Source organism: Hydrogenophaga sp., from assembly GCF_030373225.1.
Classification (GTDB): Bacteria; Pseudomonadota; Gammaproteobacteria; order Burkholderiales; family Burkholderiaceae_C; genus Hydrogenophaga.
Genome location: NZ_JAUCZG010000002.1, coordinates 109,938 through 134,448, shown reverse-complemented (window position 1 = coordinate 134,448; position 24,511 = coordinate 109,938). Strand labels below are relative to the sequence as shown.

At 68.9% G+C, this 24,511-nt stretch carries 26 protein-coding genes; 14 read left to right on the top strand and 12 right to left on the bottom strand.

All coding sequences use genetic code 11. From position 1 onward, the window contains the following. Window positions 1-2: 2 nt before the first annotated feature. Together QUV35_RS01910 and QUV35_RS01905 are read right to left on the bottom strand one after the other, a co-directional pair. The gene (locus tag QUV35_RS01910; RefSeq protein ID WP_366945384.1) at window positions 3-716 is read right to left on the bottom strand and encodes a phosphoribosyltransferase family protein; all 714 of its coding nucleotides are present in this window, start codon (window positions 714-716) and stop codon (window positions 3-5) included. After that, a complete protein-coding gene (locus tag QUV35_RS01905; RefSeq protein WP_300870445.1) occupies window positions 713-1,366 on the bottom strand; it encodes a dienelactone hydrolase family protein in 654 nt (217 codons plus the stop codon). Before QUV35_RS01905 ends, QUV35_RS01910 begins: the two co-directional genes overlap by 4 nt. A 339-nt stretch (window positions 1,367-1,705) precedes the next feature. Between QUV35_RS01905 and QUV35_RS01900 the strand changes: the two genes are divergently transcribed. The 4 genes from QUV35_RS01900 (at window position 1,706) to QUV35_RS01885 (ending at window position 4,558) form a co-directional block, all read left to right on the top strand. After that, window positions 1,706-2,224: an ureidoglycolate lyase gene (locus QUV35_RS01900; RefSeq protein WP_300870444.1), complete on the top strand. Its 519-nt coding sequence runs from the start codon at window positions 1,706-1,708 to the stop codon at window positions 2,222-2,224. Between the two features lie 99 nt (window positions 2,225-2,323). Continuing rightward, on the top strand, window positions 2,324-3,430 hold the full coding sequence (locus QUV35_RS01895; RefSeq protein ID WP_300870443.1) for a mechanosensitive ion channel domain-containing protein: 1,107 nt from the start codon (window positions 2,324-2,326) through the stop codon (window positions 3,428-3,430). A 241-nt stretch (window positions 3,431-3,671) separates the two neighbouring features. After that, a complete protein-coding gene (locus tag QUV35_RS01890) occupies window positions 3,672-4,220 on the top strand; it encodes a hypothetical protein (RefSeq protein WP_300870442.1) in 549 nt (182 codons plus the stop codon). 116 nt (window positions 4,221-4,336) lie between these two features. Beyond that, window positions 4,337-4,558, top strand: a complete 222-nt coding sequence (locus QUV35_RS01885; protein WP_300870441.1) for a hypothetical protein — start codon at window positions 4,337-4,339, stop codon at window positions 4,556-4,558. A 15-nt stretch (window positions 4,559-4,573) separates the two neighbouring features. Here the strand turns inward: QUV35_RS01885 and QUV35_RS01880 are convergent, their stop codons facing one another. The 5 genes from QUV35_RS01880 to QUV35_RS01860 form a co-directional block, all read right to left on the bottom strand. Beyond that, window positions 4,574-6,247, bottom strand: a complete 1,674-nt coding sequence (locus QUV35_RS01880; RefSeq protein ID WP_300870440.1) for an AMP-binding protein — start codon at window positions 6,245-6,247, stop codon at window positions 4,574-4,576. A 147-nt stretch (window positions 6,248-6,394) separates the two neighbouring features. Further along, window positions 6,395-7,117, bottom strand: coding sequence for an aldolase (locus QUV35_RS01875; RefSeq protein ID WP_300870438.1), 723 nt, complete (start codon window positions 7,115-7,117; stop codon window positions 6,395-6,397). 67 nt (window positions 7,118-7,184) lie between these two features. Continuing rightward, window positions 7,185-9,743 (bottom strand): ATP-binding cassette domain-containing protein, encoded by a 2,559-nt coding sequence (locus QUV35_RS01870; RefSeq protein WP_300870437.1) that lies wholly within the window; start codon window positions 9,741-9,743, stop codon window positions 7,185-7,187. After that, on the bottom strand, window positions 9,740-10,618 hold the full coding sequence (locus QUV35_RS01865) for a branched-chain amino acid ABC transporter permease (RefSeq protein ID WP_300870436.1): 879 nt from the start codon (window positions 10,616-10,618) through the stop codon (window positions 9,740-9,742). Before QUV35_RS01865 ends, QUV35_RS01870 begins: the two co-directional genes overlap by 4 nt. A gap of 245 nt (window positions 10,619-10,863) precedes the next feature. Next, complete coding sequence (locus tag QUV35_RS01860; protein WP_300870435.1) at window positions 10,864-12,063, bottom strand: ABC transporter substrate-binding protein; 1,200 nt, start codon at window positions 12,061-12,063, stop codon at window positions 10,864-10,866. A 259-nt stretch (window positions 12,064-12,322) separates the two neighbouring features. On the opposite strand from QUV35_RS01860, the gene QUV35_RS01855 reads away from it, so the two are divergent. Genes QUV35_RS01855 through QUV35_RS01840 form a run of 4 tightly spaced genes read left to right on the top strand, consistent with a single transcriptional unit; the run spans window position 12,323 to window position 15,627 of the window. Further along, a complete protein-coding gene (locus QUV35_RS01855) occupies window positions 12,323-12,742 on the top strand; it encodes a nuclear transport factor 2 family protein (RefSeq protein WP_300870434.1) in 420 nt (139 codons plus the stop codon). Between the two features lie 11 nt (window positions 12,743-12,753). Beyond that, on the top strand, window positions 12,754-13,677 hold the full coding sequence (locus tag QUV35_RS01850) for a polysaccharide deacetylase family protein (protein WP_300870526.1): 924 nt from the start codon (window positions 12,754-12,756) through the stop codon (window positions 13,675-13,677). A gap of 8 nt (window positions 13,678-13,685) precedes the next feature. Further along, window positions 13,686-14,888 carry an amidase gene (locus QUV35_RS01845; RefSeq protein WP_300870433.1) on the top strand — a complete coding sequence of 401 codons (1,203 nt, stop codon included), beginning with the start codon at window positions 13,686-13,688 and terminating at the stop codon, window positions 14,886-14,888. Continuing rightward, complete coding sequence (locus QUV35_RS01840; protein WP_300870432.1) at window positions 14,872-15,627, top strand: GntR family transcriptional regulator; 756 nt, start codon at window positions 14,872-14,874, stop codon at window positions 15,625-15,627. The genes QUV35_RS01845 and QUV35_RS01840 overlap by 17 nt, the downstream gene beginning before the upstream one ends. 18 nt (window positions 15,628-15,645) lie before the next feature. Here QUV35_RS01840 and QUV35_RS01835 read toward each other — a convergent pair whose 3' ends face one another. Beyond that, a complete protein-coding gene (locus tag QUV35_RS01835; protein WP_300870431.1) occupies window positions 15,646-16,641 on the bottom strand; it encodes an NADPH:quinone oxidoreductase family protein in 996 nt (331 codons plus the stop codon). 122 nt (window positions 16,642-16,763) lie between these two features. On the opposite strand from QUV35_RS01835, the gene surE reads away from it, so the two are divergent. The 5 genes from surE (at window position 16,764) to rlmD (ending at window position 21,925) form a co-directional block, all read left to right on the top strand. After that, entirely contained in the window at window positions 16,764-17,564 is an 801-nt protein-coding gene (surE, locus tag QUV35_RS01830) for a 5'/3'-nucleotidase SurE (protein WP_300870430.1), read from the top strand. Between the two features lie 182 nt (window positions 17,565-17,746). Further along, window positions 17,747-18,388, top strand: a complete 642-nt coding sequence (locus QUV35_RS01825; protein WP_300870525.1) for a protein-L-isoaspartate(D-aspartate) O-methyltransferase — start codon at window positions 17,747-17,749, stop codon at window positions 18,386-18,388. 150 nt (window positions 18,389-18,538) lie between these two features. Then, window positions 18,539-19,378 carry a peptidoglycan DD-metalloendopeptidase family protein gene (locus QUV35_RS01820; RefSeq protein WP_300870524.1) on the top strand — a complete coding sequence of 280 codons (840 nt, stop codon included), beginning with the start codon at window positions 18,539-18,541 and terminating at the stop codon, window positions 19,376-19,378. Between the two features lie 12 nt (window positions 19,379-19,390). Further along, on the top strand, window positions 19,391-20,176 hold the full coding sequence (locus QUV35_RS01815; RefSeq protein ID WP_300870429.1) for a 3'-5' exonuclease: 786 nt from the start codon (window positions 19,391-19,393) through the stop codon (window positions 20,174-20,176). 261 nt (window positions 20,177-20,437) lie between these two features. Next, a complete protein-coding gene (gene rlmD, locus QUV35_RS01810) occupies window positions 20,438-21,925 on the top strand; it encodes a 23S rRNA (uracil(1939)-C(5))-methyltransferase RlmD (RefSeq protein ID WP_300870428.1) in 1,488 nt (495 codons plus the stop codon). Window positions 21,926-21,936: 11 nt separating this feature from the next. On the opposite strand, the gene QUV35_RS01805 is transcribed toward rlmD, so the two are convergent. Beyond that, window positions 21,937-22,290, bottom strand: coding sequence for a hypothetical protein (locus QUV35_RS01805; protein ID WP_300870427.1), 354 nt, complete (start codon window positions 22,288-22,290; stop codon window positions 21,937-21,939). A gap of 125 nt (window positions 22,291-22,415) precedes the next feature. Next, window positions 22,416-23,111 carry a Bax inhibitor-1 family protein gene (locus QUV35_RS01800; protein ID WP_300870426.1) on the bottom strand — a complete coding sequence of 232 codons (696 nt, stop codon included), beginning with the start codon at window positions 23,109-23,111 and terminating at the stop codon, window positions 22,416-22,418. A gap of 249 nt (window positions 23,112-23,360) precedes the next feature. Here QUV35_RS01800 and QUV35_RS01795 point away from each other — a divergent pair, with 249 nt between their 5' ends. Continuing rightward, complete coding sequence (locus tag QUV35_RS01795; RefSeq protein ID WP_300870425.1) at window positions 23,361-23,768, top strand: heme-binding protein; 408 nt, start codon at window positions 23,361-23,363, stop codon at window positions 23,766-23,768. A 122-nt stretch (window positions 23,769-23,890) separates the two neighbouring features. On the opposite strand, the gene QUV35_RS01790 is transcribed toward QUV35_RS01795, so the two are convergent. Continuing rightward, entirely contained in the window at window positions 23,891-24,091 is a 201-nt protein-coding gene (locus QUV35_RS01790; protein WP_300870424.1) for a hemin uptake protein HemP, read from the bottom strand. Then, window positions 24,088-24,498 (bottom strand): biopolymer transporter ExbD, encoded by a 411-nt coding sequence (locus QUV35_RS01785; protein ID WP_300870423.1) that lies wholly within the window; start codon window positions 24,496-24,498, stop codon window positions 24,088-24,090. The genes QUV35_RS01790 and QUV35_RS01785 overlap by 4 nt, the downstream gene beginning before the upstream one ends. Window positions 24,499-24,511 lie beyond the last annotated feature (13 nt).

The following is a 24,511-nucleotide window of genomic DNA, read 5'->3' as shown; positions in this document are numbered from 1 at the left end:
CTTCAACCGGGCTGGGCGGTACCCAGCGCCGCCCGCACCTCGTCGTCGGTCAGCTGGTGGAAGTCGAGGTAGTGCAGGCCGATGGCGCGAAACGGCCGGGGCTCCAGCAGGCAGACCACCTGGTCCACCTCGTCGCTCAAGCCGACCATGGTGGCACGAGGCCCCACCGGCACCGCGACGATCAGGCGGGCCGGGCGGCGCCGGCGCAGCGCGCGCAGCGCGGCCCGCAGGGTGGTGCCGGTGGCCACGCCGTCGTCGACCACGATGACGGTGGCCCCCTCGACCGGCTGCGGCGGTCGTCCCGCCAGGTACACGCCCCGGCGCCGCTCGATCTCGCGCAGCGCGGCCGGCAGCTGTTGCTGGATCCAGGCATCGTTGACGCCGGGCAGCCCGGCGGCGTCTTCGTTGACCACCAGCTCGGGTGGCGAGCCATCGACCACCGCGGCGACCGCCAGTTCGGGCTGGAACGGCGCGCCGATCTTGCGGACCAGCAACAGGTCCAGCGGTGCCCCCAGCGCGCTGGCGATTTCTGCGGCCACCGGCACGCCGCCGCGCGGCAATGCCAGCACCACCACACGACCTTGCAGGCCCAGTTGCAGCAACTCGCTGGCCAGTGCGCGGCCGGCCTGGGCGCGGTTCCGGAAGACCGTGGCCGGTGCCATCGCGCTGCCTGGGTGCGCTGTGGCCTGGGTGTCGATCCACACGGGTTTGCTCACGGGTGTCTCTCGATGCCCAGGTACTGCTCGAACCAGCAGGAGGCGAAGATCGCCACGCTGCCCAGCGCACCCGGTTCTTCGAACAGATGGTTCGCACCGGGCACCACTTCCAGTCGCCGGGGCGCTTTCAGCCGGCGCAGGGCCTGGCGGTTGAGCGCCAGCACCTCGGTGTCGAGCCCGCCCACGATCAGCAAGGTGGGCGCCTGCACCTGCGGCAGGGCGTCCATGGCCAGATCGGGTCGCCCGCCGCGCGAGACCACAGCCGCCACCCTGGCGGGCTGCCCGGCGGCAGCGACCAGGGCCGCCGCCGCACCCGTGCTGGCGCCGAACAGCCCGAGGTGCAGGTGGGCCAGTTCGGGGTGGTGGCTGGTCCAGTGGATGGCCTCGACCACGCGCCGGCCCAGCAATTCGATGTCGAACACCTTGCGCCGGTCCTGCGCCTCCTCTTCGGTCAGCAGGTCGAACAACAGCGTGCCCAGGTGGTGCCGATGAAAGACGTCGGCCACCCACCTGTTGCGCGGACTGTGGCGCCCGCTGCCGCTGCCGTGGACGAACATCACCAGGCCGAGTGGGCGGTGCGGCAGCACCAGATCGCCCGGCAGTGCCAAAGGTCCGAGTTGAACGGGCTCGGTCGTGAGCAGGGTCGTCATGGGGGTACCTTGTCCCGGAAAGCGCTGGAGATGCGTGAACGATGGTGTGATTGTTGGCCTCGGGCAGCGCCACGCATTGAGCGCGCGCAACGCGTGGGTGATTTCGTCCGGGGTGTCCTGGTGCTTGCGGCATGCATCCCACCAGGGTTCCCCGGACGCCTTGCAGACCGGCCATCGGATGCACCGCGCCGAGCCGGCGTGATGGTCCGGGTCCTGCGGCGGCGACAATCCGCCTGCTCCAACCACGGCGGCACGCACCAGAACCCCCTCGTCCAGGGCGCCGGTCCGGTGCCGGAAGTGAACAATGCTGAACGGCAAGGCATCGACGGCCGAGAACCCATGACAACCACGCCCAACACCCTGACCATTGAAGCCCTCACCGCAGAGGCCTTTCGTCCGTTCGGCGACGTGATCGAGGCCAGCGACGCGGCGCACCACTTCACCATCAACCAGGGTTTTGCCGAGCGTTACCACGATCTCGCGCAAGTCGACACCGCCGAGGGTGGTCACACCGTGGTGAGCCTTTTCAAGGCCTTGCCAAGGCGCTTCCCGCTGGCCATCACGGTGATGGAGCGCCATCTCCTGGGCAGCCAGGCGTTCGTCGCGCTGGCACCCGTGCCGTTTCTGGTGGTGGTCGCGCCGCCGGGCGATGCACCCGGGCCGCAGGGCATCCGCTGTTTTCTGGCCGGGCCGGGGCAGGGCGTCAACTACGCTCGCGGCACCTGGCACCACCCGCTGATCGCGCTCGATGCGCCTGGGGATTTCCTGGTGATCGACCGGGCCGGGCCGGCCTGCGAGGTCGATTGCGAAGAGGTGGCGCTGGCGCACGGCGCCCTGTGGCTGGTGCGCGGGCGCTGACCCGGCGAGCGAGCACCCCGCTGACGAGGGGCATACCGGTGCGATGACCCAGGTTTTTCGCCCGGGTCTCGCTGGCCCCTGGATGCATTACCCTGCGACATGAACTTTCCCTTCTGGTTTCCACCCGCGCTCGTGACCTGGCTGCCCATGCTGGGCAGCATGCTGGTGGGCGTTCTCGCTGCCAGTCTGGTGTTCCGGGTGGGCGAACGGGTGGTGCGGCGTGCCACGCGGGACGCGCCGGTGGCGGCCAGCGTGGCCACCAGCATCCGCTCCCCGTCCATTGGCTTGTTGCCGATGTTGTTCGTCAACCTGGTGCTGCAGGGCGCGCCCGACGATGCACCGGGGCTTGGCGGCGTTCAGCGTGCGATGGCCTTGCTGCTGATCGGCTGCGCGACATGGTTGGTGTCCAACGCCGTGCGGGGCCTGGGGCAAGGCGTGATAGCGGCCCATCCGACGGAAATGGCCAACAACCTCGAGGCGCGCCGCATCCAGACGCAAACGCGGGTGCTGGCGCGGTCCCTGCAGGGCCTGGTGGTGCTGGTCGGGCTGGCCTTGATGCTGATGACCTTTCCCGCGGCGCGCCAGATCGGGGCCAGTCTGCTGGCGTCGGCCGGGGTGGTCGGTATCGTGGCTGGCTTTGCGGCGCGCCCCGTGCTGGGCAACCTGATCGCCGGCCTGCAGATCGGGCTGAGCCAGCCCATCCGCCTCGGCGATGTGGTCATCGTCGAGAACGAATGGGGCGTGATCGAGGAAATCACCGGCACCTATGTGGTGGTTCGCATCTGGGACCAGCGCCGCCTGATCGTGCCCCTGCAGTACTGGATCGAGAAGCCGTTCCAGAACTGGACGAGGAGCAGTTCGGAGCTCATCGGAACGGTGTTTTTGTGGGTGGACTACCGCATGCCGCTGGCGCCGCTGCGCGCCGAACTGCAACGGCTGTGCGAAGCCTCGGCGCATTGGGACCGGCGCCTGGCGACGCTCCAGGTGACGGAAGCCGGTGCGCAGGCCATGCAGTTGCGTTGCCTGGTGACCTCGGTCTCGGCCTCGGCGAGTTGGAACCTGCGCTGCGAGGTGCGCGAAGGTCTGCTGGATTTCATGCAACGCGGGTACGCAGACTGTCTCCCGCGGCAGCGCGCCGAGCTGTCGGGCGACCTGCCCGCCCAACCGCAGGTGGGCAGCCCGCTGCAGGTCGATCAAGCGGGCTGATCCGCACGCGCACGCCGGCGACCGCGTGCCGATGCCGGTCCAGCCATCAAGATCCTGCGGGCGCGACCGATACAGGAGGTATCTCAACCCACCAGGAACTCCCGTGGACGTATCTCCCGCAGCCATGCCTGGCGCGCATCTCGCCAACCGCCTGCCCGGCCATCGGCCACTGGCCTTCAGCGGCAGCGTGGGCACGCAGCTGCATCGGCTGGCTTGACGGCGACCCGCTGCACGAAACGCCATGAACAACGAGCCTGACGACCGGAGCAAGCGCCCGGGCACCTGCGCCGTGGTGCGGATCGACCCCGAGGCCGCCTGCCAGCCGGTGCCTCGTCTGCTGTTCGTGCAGGCGGCGCGGCGTGCGCTCAAGCTCATGGGCAACAAGCTGCAGACCGACCGCGCTGCACTGGCGCCGTACCCGGTGATCCCCGGCATCGAAGACCTGCCCACGCTGGAGCTGGGCATGCAGTACGTGCAGCACCAGTTCGTCTCGGACGGCCAGACGCAGGCGGTGGCGATGGCGGCGGCACTGCGTTTCGTGGCGGTCATGTTCACGCGCCGCTACCAGTACAACTTCCAGGACCTGCGGGTCGGCCATGACAGCGGCACGCTGTTCTGGGCGCCCAGCGGGCCCATGCTGGCGGCCGCCGCCAACATTCCGTTGCAACTCTGGGCGATCGACTGCCCGCGCTTTGTCGAGGCCGACCTCATCCGGGCGGCGCACGCCATCCACCGCAACTTCGACCATTTCGACGAAGGCGCGTTGATTCATATCGAGCGCTTCATCTGACGCGGCCCGGACCGCAGCCTGCGGTCGCCACGCAGGCCATGGCGTGACGCCCTGCACGCCGGGCCGTACCGCCTCGCTGGCGGTGTGTCTTTTGACTGGTGTTTCTGGACATCAACATGCCCGGCATGAACGGCTTCGCGGTGGCCCGCGCGCTGAGCGAGCGGCTCCACCCGAAGGCGGCGTTTGCGCTGAACATGCTGACCTCGTCGTCGTGGTCGGTCGATCAGGCCACGGCGAACACCATCGGCCTGATCCGCCACCATGCGGTCAAGCCCTTGACGCCGGACGCGGTGGCGGGCCTGCTCACCCCGCAAGAAAGCGCGTTCCAGAGCCTGTGACGGGCAGGCAAGGCCTCAGGCCCAGACCACCGCACGGGGCTGCTCGTACCACTGCGGCAGGTGCGGCTCCAGCGCGGCCTCGATGCGGCTGCGCTTGATTTTCATGGTGGGCGTGAGGCAGCCGTTCTCGATGCTCCAGGGCTCGCTGGCCACGACCAGGAACTGCAGTTTCTCGTAGCTCGCGAGTTGGTCGTTGACCTGCTGAAGCAGCGCCTCCAGCGCGGCCTGCGTTTCTGCCCGAACGGCGGGGTCGACCAGTCGCGGGCGCAGAGCTTCGTCGAGCACCAGCACCGCGTATGGCGTGGCCTGGCCCACGCCCGAGACCAGGGCCAGCTCCACCATCGGGTGGGCATTGAGCAGGTTCTCGATCGGCACCGGCGCCACGTACTTGCCCTTGGCGGTCTTGAAGAGTTCCTTCTTGCGCCCGGTGATGCGCAGCACGCCGTCGGCATTGAGCACGCCGAGGTCGCCGGTGTGGAAGAAGCCGTCGTCGGTGAAGGCCTCGGCGTTGAGTTCGGGCTGCTTGTAGTACCCGGCCATGCGCCCGGGCGACTTGACGAGGATCTCGCCGTCGTCGGCCAGTCGGGCCTGCACGCCGGGGTAGGGCCGGCCCACGTGACCCGGCAGCGAAGCGTCTCCGTCGCCGCCGTGCGAGTAGGCGAAGTCTTCGGTCATGCCGTAGCCCTCGAACAGGTTCAGGCCCAGGCGCCGGTACCACACCAGCAGCTCGGCGGGCAGGGGGGCAGAGCCGCTGCCGGCGTTCTTCACCTGGTCCAGCCCCAGGCTGGCGAGCACCTTCGCACCGACCGCCGCGGCGGTGGCCGGGTTGTCGAGCATCGCATCGAGCTGGGCCGCCGGCATCTTCGCCAGCACACCCTGCTGGAATTTGGTCCACAGGCGCGGCACCGAGATGAACAGCGTGGGCCGCGCGCGCTGAAGGTCCTGCATGAAGGTGGCCGCGGTGTCGGTGAAATACACCTGCATGTCGCCGCGCACAAAGGCCTGGCATTCCACCCAGGCGCGCTCGAAACAGTGCGCCAGCGGCAGATACGACAGCACGCGCAGCTCGGTGCCCTCGGGAAAGCGCTGGCTCATCTCCTGGGCGATGCACTCGGTGGCCGCGCTCACGCTGCCGAAGGTCTGCATCACGCCCTTGGGCTGGCCGGTAGAGCCCGAGGTGTAGAGCAGCAGGGCCAGTTCGTCGGTCGCGCGCTGAGGCTCGCCGGTCAGCGGCTCGGTGCGGGCGACGATGTCGTCCCAGCGCTCGAATCCGCACTCGGGCGCCAGCGGCAGCGCGATGCAGGGCAGGCTGGAGGGCACGCCGGCGGCCTGGCGTTCCCAGTCGTCGAGCTTGCCCACGAACAGCAGGCGCGCTTCGCTGTGCTCGAGCACGTATCGGATGTTGTGGGCCGACTCGGTGGGAAAGATCGCCACCGTGGTGCCGCCGGCCATCCAGACCGCCAGGTCGACCATGAAGAAGTGCGCGCTGTTCTTGGCCAGCATGGCGATGCGTGCGCCGGGCTCGAAGCCCTGGGCCCGCAGGTGGGCTGCCATGCGCCGTGCCTGGTCCATCGTCTGGCCCCAGGTGAAGGTGACGACCTCGCCCTGGCCGACGGGCTGCGTCAGGAAAGGCTGGTCAGCGCGCTCGCGTTCGTGCGTGTAGACATGGTCGAGGATCGGCTGGCTCATCGGGAAACTCCTTGGCGGCGCCGAACGCTCGGGCCACTGAGCATTGGGCACGAAGCCCGGTGGCGCGCGCATGGGGTTTGCCCTGTGGGGCTGTCCTGGTGGTGACGCAACGCGCCCTCGATCCGCCGGCGGCAAGCGCCCGCAGGCTCAGACGGTGCGGCGCAGGGCCTCGAAGAAGAGCTCGGACTGCAGGCGCTCGCTGTGCATCTGGCTGGCCACGCGTGCGGCGGTGGCCGCGTCGGCTGGCGCCAGCGGCCGCCCGGTGGACTGGGCCAGCACCTGCGCCATGCAGGCGCGCTCGAGGTAGTGGAGGTCGTCGAAGGCGTGGTCGATGCGAGGGCCGCACACCACCACGCCGTGGTTGGCCAGAAAGGCGATGTCGGCCGTGCCCATGGCGCGCGCGATGCGTTCACCCTCGCGCGCGTCCAGCGCCAGGCCGTTGTAGTGCGGGTCGATGGCCACCCGGCCATGGAAGCGCATGGCGTTCTGCGACAGGGTCGTGTCCAGCGCGCGGTCTTGCGTGAGCGTGAGCGCCGTGGCATAGGGCATGTGCGTGTGCAGCACCACGGCCTGCCGGGCCAGCCGGTGGATGCCGCTGTGGATGTGCATGGCGGTGGACTCCACCGGGTGGCGTCCGGCCAGGGCCTCGCCGTGCACGTCCACCATCACGATGTCGTCGGCCTGCACCTCGCTCCACAGCAGTCCGCGCGGGTTCAGCAGGAAGCGGCCCGAGCCGTCGGGCAGCTCCAGGCTGAAGTGGTTGCAGACGCCTTCGGACAGGCCGAAGCGCGCGGCGGCGCGCAGGGCCAGCGCCAGGTCGGTGCGGGCTTGCCGACAGGGCTCGGCGTGGTAGTCGGTTTCGTGGTTCATGAGCGGCGTGGGTGAGGGTGGGGTGGCCTGCTCCCGGTGGGCGGGCCCACCGCATCGTATGCGGTCCTCAGTCCACGCTGGCCGCCTCCCGCGGGGCAGGTTTCGCGTGGGCGTCGCCCAGGTAGGCCTGCGCCAGCGCGCCGTTGGCCGCGATCTCCGCCGAGCTGCCCTGCGCCACGATGCGGCCCTCTTCCATCACATACGCGCGGTCGGCCAGCGCCAGCGCGAGGCCCGCCATCTGGTCCACCAGCAGCAGCGTCATGCCTTCGCGGCGCAGCGCGTCGAGCGCGGCGAAGAGCTCGGCGATCACCTTGGGTGCGAGACCCAGCGAGGGTTCGTCGAGCAGCAGGATGCGCGGGCGCGACATCAGGGCGCGTGCGATGGCCAGCATCTGCTGTTCACCGCCCGAGAGCAGGCCGGCGCGCTGGTGCAGGCGCTCGCGCAGGCGCGGAAAGCGCTGCAACTGTTCCTCGACCCGCGCGTCGCGCTCCCCGGTCTGCAGGAAAGCGCCCAGGCGGATATTGTCGAGCACGCTGAGTTCGGGAAACACCTGGCGGCCTTCGGGCACCAGCACCACGCCCTGGGCCACCACCTGTTCGGCGCCCATGTTCATGAGTTCGCGACCTTCGAGGTGGATGCCGCCCTGGATGGGGCGGTGCAGGCCCGCCAGCGCCTTCATCAGCGTGGACTTGCCCGCGCCGTTGGCGCCCAGCAGCGCCACCACCTCGCCACGCCGCACCTGCAGGTCGATGCCGTGCAGCACGGGTGAGGCGCCGTAGCCCGCGACGAGTGAGCCCACGCCGAGCATCTCGGGCCGGTGCGTGGTGTTGTCGCGCGGTATTGAAGCTTCAGTCTCCAGGGCTTCGCCCAGGTAGGCCAGTTGCACGGCAGTGTCGGCCTGCACTTCCACCGGCGAGCCCACGGCCAGCCTCACACCTGCATCGAGCACCACCACCTGGTGGCTGATGTCCATCACCAGGGTCATGTCGTGTTCGACCAGCAGCACGGTCAGGCCCGCGTCGGCGATGCGTTGCAGCAGCGTGCCCAGGCGCAGCTTGTCCTCGCGCGAGAGGCCGGCGGCGGGCTCGTCGAGCAGCAGGGCGTCGGGGTCGGTGGCGAGCGATCGCGCAATCTCCACCAGCCGGCGGTCCACATGCGGCAGGTCGCCGGCCAGCGTGTCGGGGTGGCCGGTGTAGCCGCAGAAGGCGAGCAGTTGTCGCGCGCGCCCGGTGAGTGCGGGGGCGCTGCGCCGCGCGCTGCCGAGCAGCGGGCCGAGCGCACCGCGCTGCATGGCGATCACCACGTTGTCCTGCACGCTCAGGGACCCGAAGAGCTGGGACGTCTGGTAGGTGCGGGCCACGCCGCAGCGCGAGATCTGCATGGCGTTCTGGCCCTGCAAGGCCTGGCCGCCGAGCGCGAAGGCGCCCGCGGTGGGCAGATAAAAACCGCCCAGTATGTTGAGCGCGGTGGACTTGCCCGCGCCGTTGGGGCCGATCAGGCTGGTGACCTGGCCAGCCGGCGCGGTGAAGTGCAGGTCGGACACGGCGCGCACGCCGCCGAACTGCATGGTCAGGCCTTGCGCGGTGATGGGTTGGCGCACGCGCGCGGGCAGGGCCAGCGTGGCGCTGCCAGGCGCCGAAACTGCAGCAGCGCTGCGCGGCAGCAGGCGCTCGCGCAGGCGGCGCACCAGGCCGGCCACACCGTCGGGTGCGACCCACAGCACCAGCAGCAGCATGGCGCCGAAGAAGAGCAGGCGGTATTCCTCCAGGCCCGAGAGCAGCTCGGGCAGCAGGCCGACGATGATGGCGCCCACCAGCGGGCCGGCCACCGAGCCCGCGCCGCCGATCATGACCACCAGCACGAACAGGATGGACTGCACGAAGCCGAAGGTGTGCGGCGTGACGAAGCCCGAGAGCGGGGCGAACAAGGCGCCGGCTGCGGCGGCGCACAGGGCTGAGACGGCGAACGCCACGGTCTTGATGGTCAGCGGGTTCAGGCCCACCGATTCGGCCGCCGTCTCGGCGTCGCGCACCGCGCGCATGGCTGCGCCCCAGGTGCCTCGCGACAGCCAGGCATAGGCGGCCAGCGCCAGCCCGGCGGCTTCGATGGCCAGCAGCGCCATCGCGCGTTCGCCCTGGGCCAGGCTGCCCAGCGACGGGGCGCTCAGGCCCATGATGCCGTTCTGCCCGCCGGTGAGGCCGCTGGCCTCGACGATGCTGTGCTCCACGATCAGGCCAAACGCGATGGTGATCATGGCCAGGTACGGGCCTTTCACGCGCAGCGCCGGCAGGGCCACCAGCGCACCGAACAGCCCGCCGATGAGTGCCGCGATCGGCCACACCAGCCAGAAGCTCAGGCCGGTCTTGGTGGTGAGGATGGCCATGGTGTAGGCGCCGATGGCATAGAACCCCACGTGGCCGAACGAGACCTGGCCAGTGAGGCCGACCAGCACGTTCAGGCCCACACCCACGATGGCCAGCAGCGCCACGTTGGCCAGCACGAAGACCCAGTAGCCGTTGAGCGTGAGCGCGAGCACGGCACCCAGCGCGAGCACGGCGGCCACCGCGGCGATCTGCCAGCCGCTGCCCAGACCCAGGAGCGGTTTGGAGGAAGGGCGCGTGCTCATACCTTCTTCACCTCGGCACGGCCAAACAGCCCGTTGGGTCGCCAGGCCAGCGCCACGATCACCAGCGCGAAGGTGATGATCTGCGTGTAGCCCGAGCCGAGCGTGGAGGTGATCATGGCCTCGACCACACCGAACAGCAGGCCGGCGATCATCACGCCCCAGGCGCTGGTGATGCCGCCCAGGATGGCCACCGCAAAGGCCTTCAGCCCGAACAGCGTTCCCATGTCGGAATGCACGTTGAACAGCGGCGCGATCAGCACGCCCGCGACGCCGGCGAACAGCGTGGACAGCGCGAACGCCACCGCCACCGCGCGCCGGATCGGAATGCCCATCAGCCGCGCAGCCGGGCGGTTCTGCACCACGGCCAGCATGGCAACGCCCCAGCGCGTGCGGCGCGACAGCGTATGCAGCACGGCGGCCAGCGCCAGGCCCACCACCGGAATCAGCAGCTGCAGCGGGTAGACGCCGAGGTTGGTGCCGGCGATCTCCAGCGGCGCCTGCGCCAGCGGAGACGGCAGGCTGCGCGGCTCCTTGCCGTAGGTGAACATGACCACGTTGTCGAGCACCATGCCCATGGCCACCGTGGCCATGAGCCAGGCGTCGGAGCCGCGGTTGACGAAGGGCCGCACCGCGAGCACCTCGACCAGCAGGCCGTAGAGCGCACACAGCGCCAGCGCCAGGATCACCGCCGCCCAGCCGGGCCAGCCGAAGGTCTGTGCGAAGGTGAAGGTCAACACCGCGCCGAGCATCATGGAGCTGCCCTGCGCGAAGTTGACCGTGCCCGAGACGGCGTAGGTCACGTAGAACCCGAGCGCCATCAACCCATACATGCTGCCCAGGCCGAGGCCGCTGACCAGCGCTGACAACTCCAACATCCAGAGTCCTTGTGAAAAAGAAAAGGCAGGGCCACCCCCCCGTGGGCAGCGACCCGCGCAGCGGCGGAGCGTGGGGGCACCAGATCCGGCGCCGGGCAGCCCCAAGCCGGATCAGCCCCCCCGGGGGGCAGCGACCCGCGCAGCGGCGGAGCGTGGGGGCACCAGATCCGGCGCCGGGCCGCCCCAAGCCGGATCAGCCCCCCCGGGGGGCAGCGACCCGCGCAGCGGCGGAGCGTGGGGGCACCTCAGTTTGTTGAACCCACGGGAACGATGCGGTTGTCGATGAACTGCGCCCAGACATAGTCGTCAGACGTGACCGCGTCGTGCACTGTGGGAGTGAACGGCTTCACGTAGGTCTTGATCAGGCCTTCGTACTTGTCGATCTTGTAGAAGCCCTGGCGCACCGCCTCACCCTGGGTGGAGCCGGCCGCCTGGATCGCGAGCGCTGCCAGGTGGGTGGCGTCGTAGGCGTTGGCCACGCCCACGGCCGGCGAGATGTCGGCGGGCGTCTTCACGTTGGGGTATCTGGCCATCATGGCCTTGATCACGCGCTCGCCCACCGGGCCCTGCTTGCCGAAGAAGCTGTAGGTCTGCACGAAGTGCACCTCTTTGGCGTTCGGGCCGGCGAGTTCGGTGAAGCGGCCACCGGCGGGGCCCCAGTGCGAGACCACCGGCACCTTCCAGCCCATGCGGTCGAGCGACTTGACCACCTGCGCCGAGGGGCCGACGTTGCCGACCATGAACAAGGTGTCGGCGCCGGCGGCTTTCAGGCGCGTGAGCTGCGGCACCATGTCCACGTCGTTGGCCTCGAACTTTTCGACGCCGGCGGGCATGACGCCCTTGGCCGTCATGGCCGCCTTCAGGCCTCTTTCGTTGCTCTCGCCCCAGGGGTTGTTCACCAGGATCAGGCCGGGCTTCTTCGCATTGAAGGTTTTCTGGGCGTAGGCCAGCATGCCCACGTCCACGATCTCGTCCACCGCCGAGACGCGGAAGGCGTAGTTGGGCTCGGCGCCGTTCTTGGTGATGCCGGTGCCGGCGGCCCACGGGCCCATGAACGGCACTTTTTCCTGGTTGATCAGCGGCACGATGGCCATGGACACGGGCGTGTCCAGGCCACCGAAGACCACCGCCACCTTTTCGCGGTAGATCAGCTCGCGCGCCGCGATCACGCCCTTGGCCGGGTTGGCCTCGTCGTCGCGACGCACCAGTTCGAGCTTGCGCCCGCCCAGCAGGCCGCCTTTGGCGTTGATCTCGTCGATGGCGATCTGCATGCCGCGTGTGATGGATTCGCCGGCGAGTGCCGACTGGCCGGAGAGCGCCGTGACCAGGCCGAGCTTGATGGGCTCGCCCGACTGGGCCATGGCCTGGCCGGCGAGGGCGGTGCCGGCGAGGACGAAGCCGGCGGCCAACAGGGCGCGGCGGGTGGAGAAGACGGAAGAGGACATGGCAGGACTCCAGATGAGGTGAGGGGAGGGCGGAGGTGACGCGGGCGGCTTGCATGCCGTCTTTGCAGGCGTTCGTTTGCAAGTGCCGTGCCAACCTTGTCGCCAAGACTTGCTTCCTTATGTAGACACAGTGAAAATCAGATTGTTAACAATCTGGCACGTGTCTTGCACGCACTTCGAACGTGCACACAACCGCTGCAGACCAGCAACCAAGGCGGTGCACGATTCCTCAACACGGTGCGTTTTTGTGGAGAAACCGATGTCCGAAGCCTCCTTGCAGTCCCTCTCGCCGGCCCGGGTGGTTGACGAGTTCCTGCGCATCATCATGATTCCCGACCCCGCCGGCGCGCGCCGGTTTGTCGCCCCGGGCCTGCGCATCCGCTTCACCGGCGGACGCGCCATGAGCGACCCGGCCGAGTGCTCGGCCTTCAATGCCACGCGCTACCGCTGGGTGAAAAAACGCATCGAGTGCACCGAGACGGTGGCCGGCGGCAGCGCGGCCGCGACCGTGGTCTACAGCATCGGCACCTTGTACGGCGAGTGGCCCGACGGCACGCCGTTCGAAGGCAACCGCTACGTGGACCGCTACGTGGTGAGCCACGGCCTGATCACGCTGATGGAGGTGTGGAACGACAGCGCCGAATGGCTGCTGGTGCGCGCCGGCCTTGAAACCTTGTGAGCGCCTGGCCCATGTCTGCCCAGTACCTTGGACCCTTGCCCGACCACGGGCGCTTCGCCTACCGCCCGATCACGCGCCGGGCTGACTACCGTTGGCCCAACGGCGCGCGCCTGGCGGTCTACCTCGGTTTCAACATCGAGCACTTCGCGTTCGGCGAGGGGCTGGGCGCCGGCATCGGCCCTGGATCGCCGCAGCCCGATGTGCTCAATTTCAGCTGGCGCGAATACGGCAACCGCGTCGGCGCCTGGCGTTGTCTCGAGCTCTTCGACCAGCTCGGCCTGCCCACGGCCGCACTGATCAACACCGCGCTGTACGACCACTGCCCCGAGCTGGTGTCGGCGTTGGTGGCACGCGGTGACGAGCTGGTGGGCCATGGCCACAGCAACGCTGAGCGACAGGGCGTGCTCGACGAGGCCGCCGAGCGCGAGTTGCTCGTGCTGTGCCGCGAGCGCATGAACGCCGCGAGCGGTGCGGATGCGCGCGGCTGGCTCTCTCCCTGGATTTCCGAGAGTCGCAGCACCCCCGACCTGCTGAGCGAGACCGGCTACACCTACACGCTCAACTGGTGCCACGACGACCAGCCTGTGCGCATGCGCACGCGCGACGGCCAGGGCCTGTGGGCCGTGCCGTATCCGCAGGAGCTCAACGACATTCCCATGATCGTGGCGCGCCAGATGGACGCGAAGGACTTCGCGCAAATGATCATCGACAACACCGACGAGATGCTGGAGCAGGCGCGCGCGCAGCCGCTGGTGCAGGGCATTGCGCTGCACCCCTACCTGGTGGGCCAGCCCTACCGGCTGCGCCACCTGCGCCGCGCGCTGCAGCACCTGTGCGCGGCGCGCGACCGTGGCGAGGTCTGGTTCACCACGCCAGGTGCGATCTGCGACCACGTCGACGGCCTGGCGCTGAACGACCCCGCTTTTTTTGCATGAAAGCCGACATGAGCTTCCCCCTCGTCGACACCGTGGGCGCCTGGGTGCCACACGGCCGGTTTGTGATCCCGTCCGCTGCCAGCGGCCCGCTGGACGGCCTGACGTTCGCCGCCAAGGACGTGTTCGATGTCGCCGGCCATCCCACCGGCGCCGGCAACCCGACCTGGCTGGCCACGCACCCCGCGCCCACCGAACACAGTCCGGTGGTGGCGCAGCTGCTGGGCGCCGGTGCCACCCTCATGGGCAAGGTGCTCACCGACGAACTGGCCTACAGCCTGCACGGCGACAACGTGCACTACGGCACGCCCATCAACAGCGCCGCGCCCGACTGCGTGACCGGTGGCTCGTCCAGCGGCTCGTGCGCGGCGGTGGCCGCGCACCTGGTCGACTTTGCGCTGGGCACCGACACCGGCGGCTCCACCCGCGTGCCGGCCAGCTACGCCGGCCTGTGGGGCCTGCGCACCACGCACGGCCTGGTGTCGGCCGAGGGCCTGGTGCCCTTGCATCCCGCGTTCGACACCGTGACCTGGCTGGCGCATGAAGCCACCACCTTCGAGCGCGTGGGCGCCGTGCTGTTGCCACCTGCCAGCTTCACAGCCACGCGCGTGCTCGTGCCACAAGACGCCTGGGAGCTGGCCGACCCGGTGTTTTCCGAACCGCTGCAGCGGGCCCGCGATGCCCTGGCCACGCTGCTGCACACCGATCCACAAACGCTGCGCGTGGCCGCAGACACGCCCCTGGGCGACTGGCGCCAGACCTACGCCACGGCCGGCGCCCACGAAGGCTGGGCCACACACGGCGCATGGATCACCGAGCACCAACCGGTGTTCGGCGCCGCCATCGGCGCGCGCTGGCGCGCGGCCAGCGCCGTGACCGATGACGCCGCCGCCCGCGCACGCACGCAGGCAGCGGAGATCCGCACACGGGTGCGCGCGCTGCTGGGCGCCGACGCTGTGGCGGTGCTGCCCTCGGCCGCCAGCCTGGCGCCGCGCCGCGACGCCGACCCCGCCGACGTGGACGCCGTGCGCCTGCGCACCATGGCCATCACCTGCATCGCCGGCCTGGCCGGTCTGCCGCAGGTGAGCCTGCCGCTGGCCCTGCCAGACGGCACCGTGCTGGGTATCTCGCTGCTCGGGCCGGCCGGCAGCGACCTGGCATTGATCAGAATGGCGCAGCAACTGCAAGGAATATTGAATGCCCAACACCGCTGAACCCCCGGCCCGCAAACGCCGGACGCCGCCGGCCCGGCCCGCGTCGCCGCCGGCGGCTGTCGAGACCGCCGAGGCCGATGTTGAAACGCGCATCTACCGCGCGGTGTTCGACAGCGTCATGAGCCAACGCCTGGCGCCCGGCACCAAGCTGCCGGAGGCGCCGCTGTGCGAACTGTTCGGCGTGAGCCGCGCGGTGGTGCGAAAGGTGCTGCAGAAGCTGGCGCACGACCACATCGTGCAGCTGCGGCCCAACCGGGGGGCCATCGTGGCCGTGCCCACGCGCGAGGAGACGCAGCAGATCTTCGAAGCGCGGCGCGCGCTGGAAGCCGCCATCGTGCGGCTGGTGGCCGAACGCGCCACACCGGCCGACCTGAAGGCGCTGCGTGCGCAGCTCAAGGAAGAACACCAGGTGATGCACCGCTTCGACCAGCCGTCGTGGGCGCGCCTGGCCAGCGCCTATCACCTGCGCCTGGCCGAGCTCTCGGGCAACCCCATCCTGCAGCGCTACCTGATCGAGATCGTCTCGCGCTGTTCGCTGATCGTGGCGGTGCACCAGCCACCGGGCAACGCGGCCTGCGAGCACGACGAGCACGAGCGCATCGTCGACTGCATCGCACGCGGCGACGCCAACGAGGCGGTGGCCCTGATGGACCAGCACCTGCGGGACCTGGAGCGCCACCTGATGCTGGAGCGGCCCGCCGAGCCGCATGGGCTGGCGCACCTGCTCGGGCTGGGCTGAGGGGCCCGGCGCAGGCGATCAGGCCGGGGTGTTCACCATCACCAGCTTGCCCTTGACCGAACGCGATCCCATGATGGCGTAGGCCTTGTGCAGCTCGCTCATGGGCAGGGTCTGGTCGATCACCGGCTTGACCTGGCCGCTGGCGTACATCTGCGCCAGCGCCTGCATCATCTGGGCGTTGGCCTTGGGTTCGCGGCGCGCGAAGTCGCCCCAGAACACGCCGACGATGCTCGCGCCCTTGAGCAGGGTGAGGTTGAGCGGCAGCGACGGGATGGGGCCGCTGGCAAAACCCACCACCAGGTAGCGGCCGCGCCACGCGATGGAGCGAAAGGCCGGCTCGGCGAAGTCGCCACCCACCGGGTCGTAGATCACGTCCGGGCCCTTGCCGTCGGTGAGTTGCTTGATGGCCTCGCGCAGGCCTTCCCTGGGCGTGTGCACGCTGTAGTTGATGGTGGCATCGGCGCCGAGCTGTTTGCACAGCTCGCACTTTTCGTCGCTGGAGGCCGCGGCGATCACACGCGCGCCGGCCGCCTTGGCGATCTGGATCGCTGCCGTGCCCACACCGCCGGCCGCGCCCAGGATCAGCACGGTTTCACCGGCCTTGAGTGCAGCGCGGTCCATCAGGGCGTGCCACGAGGTGGCGTAGATCATGATGAAGGCGGCCGCGTCCACCGCCGGGAAGCCGGCGGGCAGCGGCATGCACAGGGCCGCGGGCGCGATCGTGTGGGTGCCGAAACCCCCGGTGCCACTGAGGCAGGCCACGCGCTGGCCCACCGGCAGGTGCTTCACACCTTCGCCCACGGCGCGCACCACGCCGGCGTACTCGGATCCCGGCACGAAGGGCAGGGCCGGTTTCATCTGGTACTTGTTCTGCACGATCAGCAGGTCGGGAAAGTTCAGGCTCGCCGCCTCGATCTCGATCAGCACCTCGCCCGCCTTCGGCTCGGGCGTGGGCAGTTCTTTCCAGGTCAGGGCGTCAACGCCCACGGGGTTCTCACAAAGCCAGGCGTGCATGCCGTCTCCTCGGTTGCGTCAATGGTCGGCCCATGATAGGCAGCGCAAGACCGGGGTTGCAGCGGGTAAGCCCGCTGTCTGTCTCAAGCGTGACCGGGGGGAACCCACCTAAAATCGCGGCAATGAAAATACTCATCTCCAACGACGATGGATACCAGGCGCCCGGCCTGGTGGCGCTGTACGAGGCCCTCAAGGGGCTGGCCGATGTGGAGGTGGTGGCGCCCGAGCACAACAACAGCGCCAAGTCCAACGCGCTGACCCTGCATTCACCCCTGTATGTGCACACCGCGCACAACGGTTTCCGGTATGTCAACGGCACACCGGCCGACTGCGTGCACATCGCACTCACCGGCCTGCTCGGTTACCGGCCCGATCTGGTGGTCTCCGGCATCAACAACGGTGCCAACATGGGCGACGACACCATCTACTCGGGCACGGTGGGCGCCGCGATGGAGGGTTACCTGTTCGGCATTCCGGCCATTGCGTTCTCGCAGACCGAAAAAGGCTGGGGGCACCTGGAAGACGCGGGCCGCATCGCAGCGCGCCTGGTGGCACAGCTGCTGCCCTCGCTGGAAAACGGCGCGCCCGCAGACCCCTGGCTGCTCAACGTGAACATTCCCAACCGGCCCATCGCCGACATCAAGGGCTTCAAGGTGGCGCGACTGGGCCGGCGCCACGCAGCCGAGCAGGTGATCTCCCAGACCAACCCGCGCGGCGACACCATGTACTGGATCGGCAGCGCCGGTGCGGCCAAGGACGACGCCGAAGGCACCGACTTTCATGCCGCCGTGCAGGGTTACGCCACCATCACGCCCCTCAAGGTGGACCTGACCGACCACGATCACCTGGCCTACTGGGCACCCACCGCCGCGGGCCTGTCGGCAGCGCCCGAGGCCGTGAGCGCCGGGGGAGCCGCTTCTTGAAAGACGACGGCAAGGCCCGGCCGACCTTTCCGGCCCGGCTGCCGGTCGCTCCCCGGAGCGTTGCGGTGCGTGCGCCGCAGGCACGCGTTTCCCAACCCGCCAGGGCTCTCGTGCAGCCACTGGCCCGCCCGGCCGTCAAGCCCGCGGTCGTCCTGCGACCCACGGCTCCCGGGGGGCTGGGCATGGATTCGTCGGCCGTTCGGGCCGCCATGGTGCGCAAGATCCAGGCGCAAGGTGTGAGCCATGCCGGTGTGCTGGCGGCGCTGCAGGCGGTGGAGCGGCACCGCTTCGTGGACTCAGCGCTGGTGAACCAGGCCTACGAAGACACCAGCCTGCCGATCGGCCTGGGCCAGACCATCTCCAAACCGGGCGTGGTGGCCCGCATGATCGAACTGCTGTGCGCCGGCCACGGCGGAAAACTCGGCCGCGTGCTGGAGATCGGCACCGGTTGCGGCTACCAGGCGGCGGTGCTCGCCCAGGTGGCGCACGAGGTCTACAGCATCGAACGGCTGCGCGGCCTGCACGAAAAGGCGCGCGAGAACCTTCGGGCCTTCCGGGTCTCCAACCTGCACCTGCTGTTCGGCGACGGCATGCTCGGCTACCCCAGGGGCGCGCCCTACGCAGCCATCATTGCCGCTGCCGGTGGCAACGACATCCCCCAGGCCTGGATCGATCAGCTCGCCGTCGGCGGCCGGCTGGTCGCGCCTGCGGTCACCGCAGCGGGCAAACAGAACCTGGTGGTGGTCGACAAAACCGCCACCGGCACCGTTCGCACCGAGCTGGAGGCCGTGTTTTTTGTGCCTCTAAAATCGGGCATCGCTTGAGTCACCCACCGCCTTGGGCGGTAGGGGCGCTTTTTTCAATCGGGACCGCCCCTCGCGGCGCGTCCCGGATACAGGTTGGGAGTTTTCATGTCCATGCGTTTTCCCCTGGCACCGACCGTGCCCCGTGAGCCGCGCCGTCGCGCCTGGCAAATGGCGACCGTGGTCGCCGTTGCGGCCGTGGTGCTGGTGAGCGCCGGTTGTTCGACCCGCCGCGTCTCGGGGCCCGCCCCGGTGGAAGACCGCGGCCTGGCCCGCCCCGCCGACACCGTGCTGCTGCCCGGCGCCGAGAACGCCGGCAAGCCTGGCTACTACACCGTGAAGCCGGGTGACACGCTCTACCGCATCGCCCTGGACAGCGGCCAGAACTGGCGCGATCTCCAGGCCTGGAACAGCCTGGCCAATGCCAATGCGATCGAGGTCGGGCAGGTGCTGCGCGTCCAGCCGCCGATCAACCTCGTGCCTGCGCCTGCGCCGGCACCGGCCACCGGCGTGGCCAGCACCCCGGTCAACCCGGCCGGTGTGGTGGCGCGTCCGCTGACCGACACCAGCCCTGCGGCCCCGGTGGCCACGCCGCTGCCTGCGCCCGCGCCGGCACCGGTTGCGCCAGCGACGGCCGGCGCCGACGATCTCAACTTCGTCTGGCCCGCGCAGGGCACGGTGGTGTCGACCTTCGACGAAACCACCAACAAGGGGGTGTCGATCGCAGGCAAGATCGGCGACCCGGTGGTGGCTGCCGCCGACGGCCGTGTGGTGTACGCCGGGGCCGGCCTGCGCGGCTACGGCAACCTCATCATCCTCAAGCACAACAACACCTACCTCACGGCCTACGCCCACAACCAGGCGCTGCTGGTGCGCGAGGACCAGGCCGTGCGCCAGGGCCAGAAGATCGCCGAGATGGGCAGCAGCGACACCGACCGCGTGAAGCTGCACTTCGAGGTTCGTCGCCTGGGCAAGCCGGTCGATCCGCTCGGTTACCTGCCCAAACGCTGAGCCGGGGCCAACATGGCCTGGCCGGTGCTCGTCTTCGACATCGAGTCCATTCCCGACGTGGACGGCTTGCGCGCCCTGCGCGGCGTGCCGGCCGATCAAACCGACGAGCAGGTGTACGCCGGTTGGCTGGCCGAGCGCAAGGAAAAGGGCCAGAGCGACTTCATGCCGCTGCACCTGCAGCGGGTGCTGGTCATCAGCTGCGTGTTCCGCAACGCAGAGGGCCTGCGCATCCACTCGTTCGTGGACCGCGACGGGCAGAGCGAAGGCAAGGTGGTGCAGACCTTCTTTCACGCGGTGGAGAAGCACACGCCGCAGCTGGTGAGCTGGAACGGTGGGGGCTTCGACCTGCCGGTGCTGCACTACCGCGGTCTGCGCCACGGCGTGGAGGCCGGCAAGTACTGGGACCTCGGCGAAGACGACCGCGAGTTCAAGTGGAACAACTACATCAGCCGTTACCACATGCGTCACCTCGACCTGATGGACCTGCTGGCCATGTACTCGCCCAAGAACAACGCCCCGCTGGATGCCATGGCCAAACTCTGCGGCTTTCCCGGCAAGCTCGGCATGGACGGCTCGCAGGTCCATGCGCAGTACCTCGCCGGACAGACCGAGGACATTCGCCGCTACTGCGAGACCGACGTGATGAACACCTACCTGGTGTACTGCCGCTTTCAGAAGATGCGTGGCGGCCTGACCGCAGCCGAGTACGAGCAGGAAATTGCGATGGTGAAGGACACGCTGGGCGAGCTGGCGTCCACCGAGTCGCATTGGGACGAATACCTCAAAGCCTGGGTCTAGCGCCCCCACGCTCCGCCGCTGCGCGGGTCGCTGCCCCCCGAGGGGGCTGATTCGCCTTGGGGCGGCCCGGCGGCGAATCGTTGCCCCCACGCTGCGCCGCTGCGCGGGTCGCTGCCCCCCGAGGGGGCTGATTCGCCTTGGGGCGGCCCGGCGGCGAATCGTTGCCCCCACGCTGCGCCGCTGCGCGGGTCGCTGCCCCCCGGGGGGCTGTTTCGCCTTGGGGCGGCCCGGCGGCGAATCGTGGCCTGAGACAATCGGTGCATGACAACCGCCGCCACCCTTCACGAAAACAGCCTTCTCACCACCGCCAGCGCTGCGGCCCACGATGCACCGGAGCGTCCCTTGCCCGAGGGATGGCTTGCGGTGGAGTCCCTCGACATCGATGCCCAGGGCATTGCCCGCCGACCCGATGGCAAGGTGGTCTTCATCGAAGGCGCCCTGCCGTTCGAGCAGGTCAGCGTCAACGTTCACCGCAAGAAGAACAACTGGGAAGCCGGTGTGGTGACGGCGGTGCACCGCGAGTCCTCGCAGCGCGTGCGCCCCGGTTGCCCGAACTTCGGCCTGCACGCCGGCGCCTGCGGCGGCTGCAAGATGCAGCACCTGCACGAATCGGCCCAGGTGGCGGTGAAACAGCGCGTGCTCGAAGACAACCTGTGGCACCTGGGCAAGGTGCGGGCCGAGACCATGCTGCGCCCGATCGAAGGGCCGGCCTGGGGATACCGCTTTCGCGCGCGGCTCTCGGTGCGCCATGTGCACAAGAAGGGCGAGGTGCTGATCGGTTTCCACGAGCGCAAGAGCCGCTACGTGGCCGACATGAAGGTCTGCCCGGTGCTGCCGCCGCACGTCTCCGGGATGCTCATGCCGCTGCGTGAACTGATCTTCGGCATGGATGCGCGCGAGACCTGCCCGCAGATCGAACTCGCCTGTGGCGACGAGGTGACGGCCCTGGTGCTGCGCCATCTCGAGCCATTGGGCGAGGACGACATCAGCCGCCTGCGTGCGTTTGCGCAGCAGCACGGGGTGCAGTGGTGGCTGCAGTCCAAGGGGCCTGAGACGGTCCGCCTGCTGGATGCGGAAGGTCCGCTGCTGTCCTACGCCCTGCCCGAGTTCGGCATCACCATGCCGTTCAAGCCGACCGATTTCACCCAGGTCAATCCGGCCATCAACCGGGTGCTGGTCACGCGTGCGCTTCGTTTGCTCGATGCGAAGAAGAACGAACGTGTGATCGACTGGTTCTGCGGCCTGGGCAACTTCACCTTGCCGATCGCCACCACGGCGGGCGAGGTGCTCGGCATCGAGGGCAGCGAGGCGCTGGTGACCCGTTCGCGCGAGAACCTGGCGTTGAACCTGGCGGGTCGGGGTGCTGCGCTGGCGCCTACCGCGTTTGCCGCGCGCAACCTGTTCGAGATGACCCCCGGGCTGCTGGTGTCTGACGGCCCGGCGCAGAAATGGCTGGTGGACCCACCGCGCGAAGGCGCGTTTGCGCTGGCCAAGGCCCTGGCCGAGCTGCACCAGAACCCGGCCCAGCGCGGTGGCTGGACGCCTCCGCAGCGCATCGTGTATGTGAGTTGCAACCCGGCCACGCTGGCGCGCGACGCCGGCCTGCTGGTGCACCAGGCGGGTTACCGCTGTGTGGCGGCGGGCGTGGTCAACATGTTTGCGCACACGGCGCACGTGGAGAGCATGGCGGTGTTCGAACTCGATCCCGCGCGGTTGCCGGGCGAGGACGCCGTGCCCGGGCAGGCCTGAGCCTGCAGCCGTCAGGAGTTGCGCGAGGCGTTGGCCGGTTTGCCGCCGTCGGGTGCCGGCGGGCTGGCAGCGGGCGCGGTCTCGGTGGGGGCGGGCTCGGCCGGCATGCCCACGATGGCGTTTTCGCGCATGTACTCGTCCATCTCTTTCCAGCCGGCGAACACGGCGGCCTTGCCGGCGCGCGGGTAGCCTCCGAAGCAGTCCTCGATGCTGCGCACGGCATGGCGGCAGGCGCTGCCGATGGCCTTGCCCTCGGCTTCCTTCTTCGCTGCCACCGCGCTGGCGCTTTCGATGCCCAGTGCATCACAGCCGGCCAGCAGGCTGGCGGCACCAAGGAGGCAGGCGGTGAGGACGGTGTGTCGCATGGTGTTGGGCATCGGTTTCCCCTTGTTTCGGCGTTTGCCCCGCGAACTTGACCCCCGTTTGCCGCCAACCGGTGCGGACAAGAAAAAAGGACCCGAAGGTCCTTTTTTCGAGATGCAGGTCGCGCTCAGTCGCGGTCGCCGCCGAACATGCCCAGCAGCATCAGCAGGCTCTGGAAGATGTTGAACAGGCTCAGGTACAGACCGAGCGTGGCGGTGATGTAGTTGGTTTCGCCGCCGTCTACGATGCGCTTGAGGTCGTACAGCAGGTACATGCTGAACACCATGATGGCGATGGTCGCGATCGCGGCCATGGCGGCCGGGCTGCCCACGAAGACGTTGATGATCGCGCCGATCATGATGGCCAGCGCCCCCACGAACAGCCATTTGCCCATGCCCGAGATGTCGCGCTTGATCACGGTCGAGAGGTTGGCCATGATGAAGAACACGCCGGCGGTGCCGCCAAACGCGGTCATGATCAGGCTGGAGCCGTTGGAGAAGCCCAGCACCATGGCCAGCATGCGCGAGAGCATCAGGCCCATGAAGAAGGTGAAGCCCAGCAGCACCGGCACGCCGGCGGCGGAATTCTTGGTCTTCTCGATGGCGAACATGAAGCCGAATGCACCGCCCAGGAACACGATCAGTCCCAGGCCTCCGCCCAGGCCGGCGGTGATGCCGGTCTGCACGCCCACCCAGGCGCCCAGCACGGTGGGCAGCATGGACAAGGCCAGCAGCCAGTAGGTGTTGCGCATGACTTTGTTGCGCTGCGCATCGCTCGATACCGCGGTGCCGAAGCGGCCGCTGGTCTGTACGTGGTCGGTCATGGTGGTGATCTCCTTCATCATCTGACGCGGTGGGCCGGATTCCGGGCATCTGGATGACGCCCGACCGGGGAAAGGGCATTGTAGGGTTCTGACCCACCTGTGCCACGCTGGAGTGCAAACCGCCTGTTTTGGTAAGGTCACTTGTGACCCCATGACCCTCAATGGTCGCGGTATCGTTCTCCCCATGGCACCCGGCGTGTTTCGCCCCGCCTGCTGCCTCCCTCTGACACCCCCACAGGACCAAAGTTCATGAAAAACAAACCCATGCTGGAAAGCGCCGACGTCAAACTGATTGCTGCGGCGGCCGAAGCCGAGGCGCTGAAGAACAACTGGGCGGTCACGATCGCCATCGTCGACGACGGTGGCCACCTGCTGGGCCTGCAGCGCCTGGACGGTGCACCGGCGATCTCGGCGCACATTGCACCGGCCAAGGCCCACACGGCGGCCATGGGCCGGCGCGAGAGCAAGGTCTATGAGGACGTGATCAACCAGGGTCGCGTGTCCTTCCTGAGTGCGCCGGCCCTCTCGGGCATGCTCGAAGGGGGCGTGCCGATCATGAAAGACGGGCAATGCCTGGGCGCGGTGGGCGTGAGCGGCGTGAAATCGACCGAAGACGCGCAGATCGCGCGCGCCGGCATCGCGGCCATCGGGCTCTGAGCCGCCGGGGCCGCACCGGCGATCAAAAAAAAGACCTGGCTAACCGGGCAGAAGGCCCGCTGGCTGGTCAAAAACGACCCGCGGGATGACGAATGCCCCGGGTCGCCCCACGATGGTGTCGCCTATTTGGTGAGGATCAGCTTGCCCTGGCGGGTGGTCTGAAGGCGGTAGAGGGCGCCGTTGTGGCGGATCGTCACGGCTTTCTGGCCGCGCAGCAGTGCCGTGCTGCACAGGCAGGGCAAGTCGTTTCCGGCGGTCTCGTCTTTCTGCGCGGTCAGCGCACCGGCTTCCCGGGCCCGATCCGCATGCGCGCCGGTGCTCATGGCGCCGGCTCGGTGATGAAACCGATCTTGCGCAGCCCGCTGCGCTGGGCGGCGGCCATGGCCTGGGCCACGCGCTCGTAACGCACCGCCTTGTCGCCGCGAATGTGCAGCTCGGGTTGCGGTTGCTGCGCCGCGGCGGCCTGCAGGCGGGCTGCGAAGTCGGCGTCCTGCACCGGCTGGTCGTTCCAGAAGTAGGCGCCGTCGGCGTTCACCGAGAGGCGGATGTTCTCCGGCTTGTCCTGCACTTTTTCGAGGCTGGCTTGCGGCAACTCGATGTTGACCGCGTGCTTGATCACCGGCACGGTGATGATGAAGATGATCAGCAGCACCAGCATCACGTCGATGAACGGGATCATGTTGATCTCGCTCATCATGTCGTCGTCGTCCTGGGTGGTTCCAATGGCCATGGTGGTGTTCCTC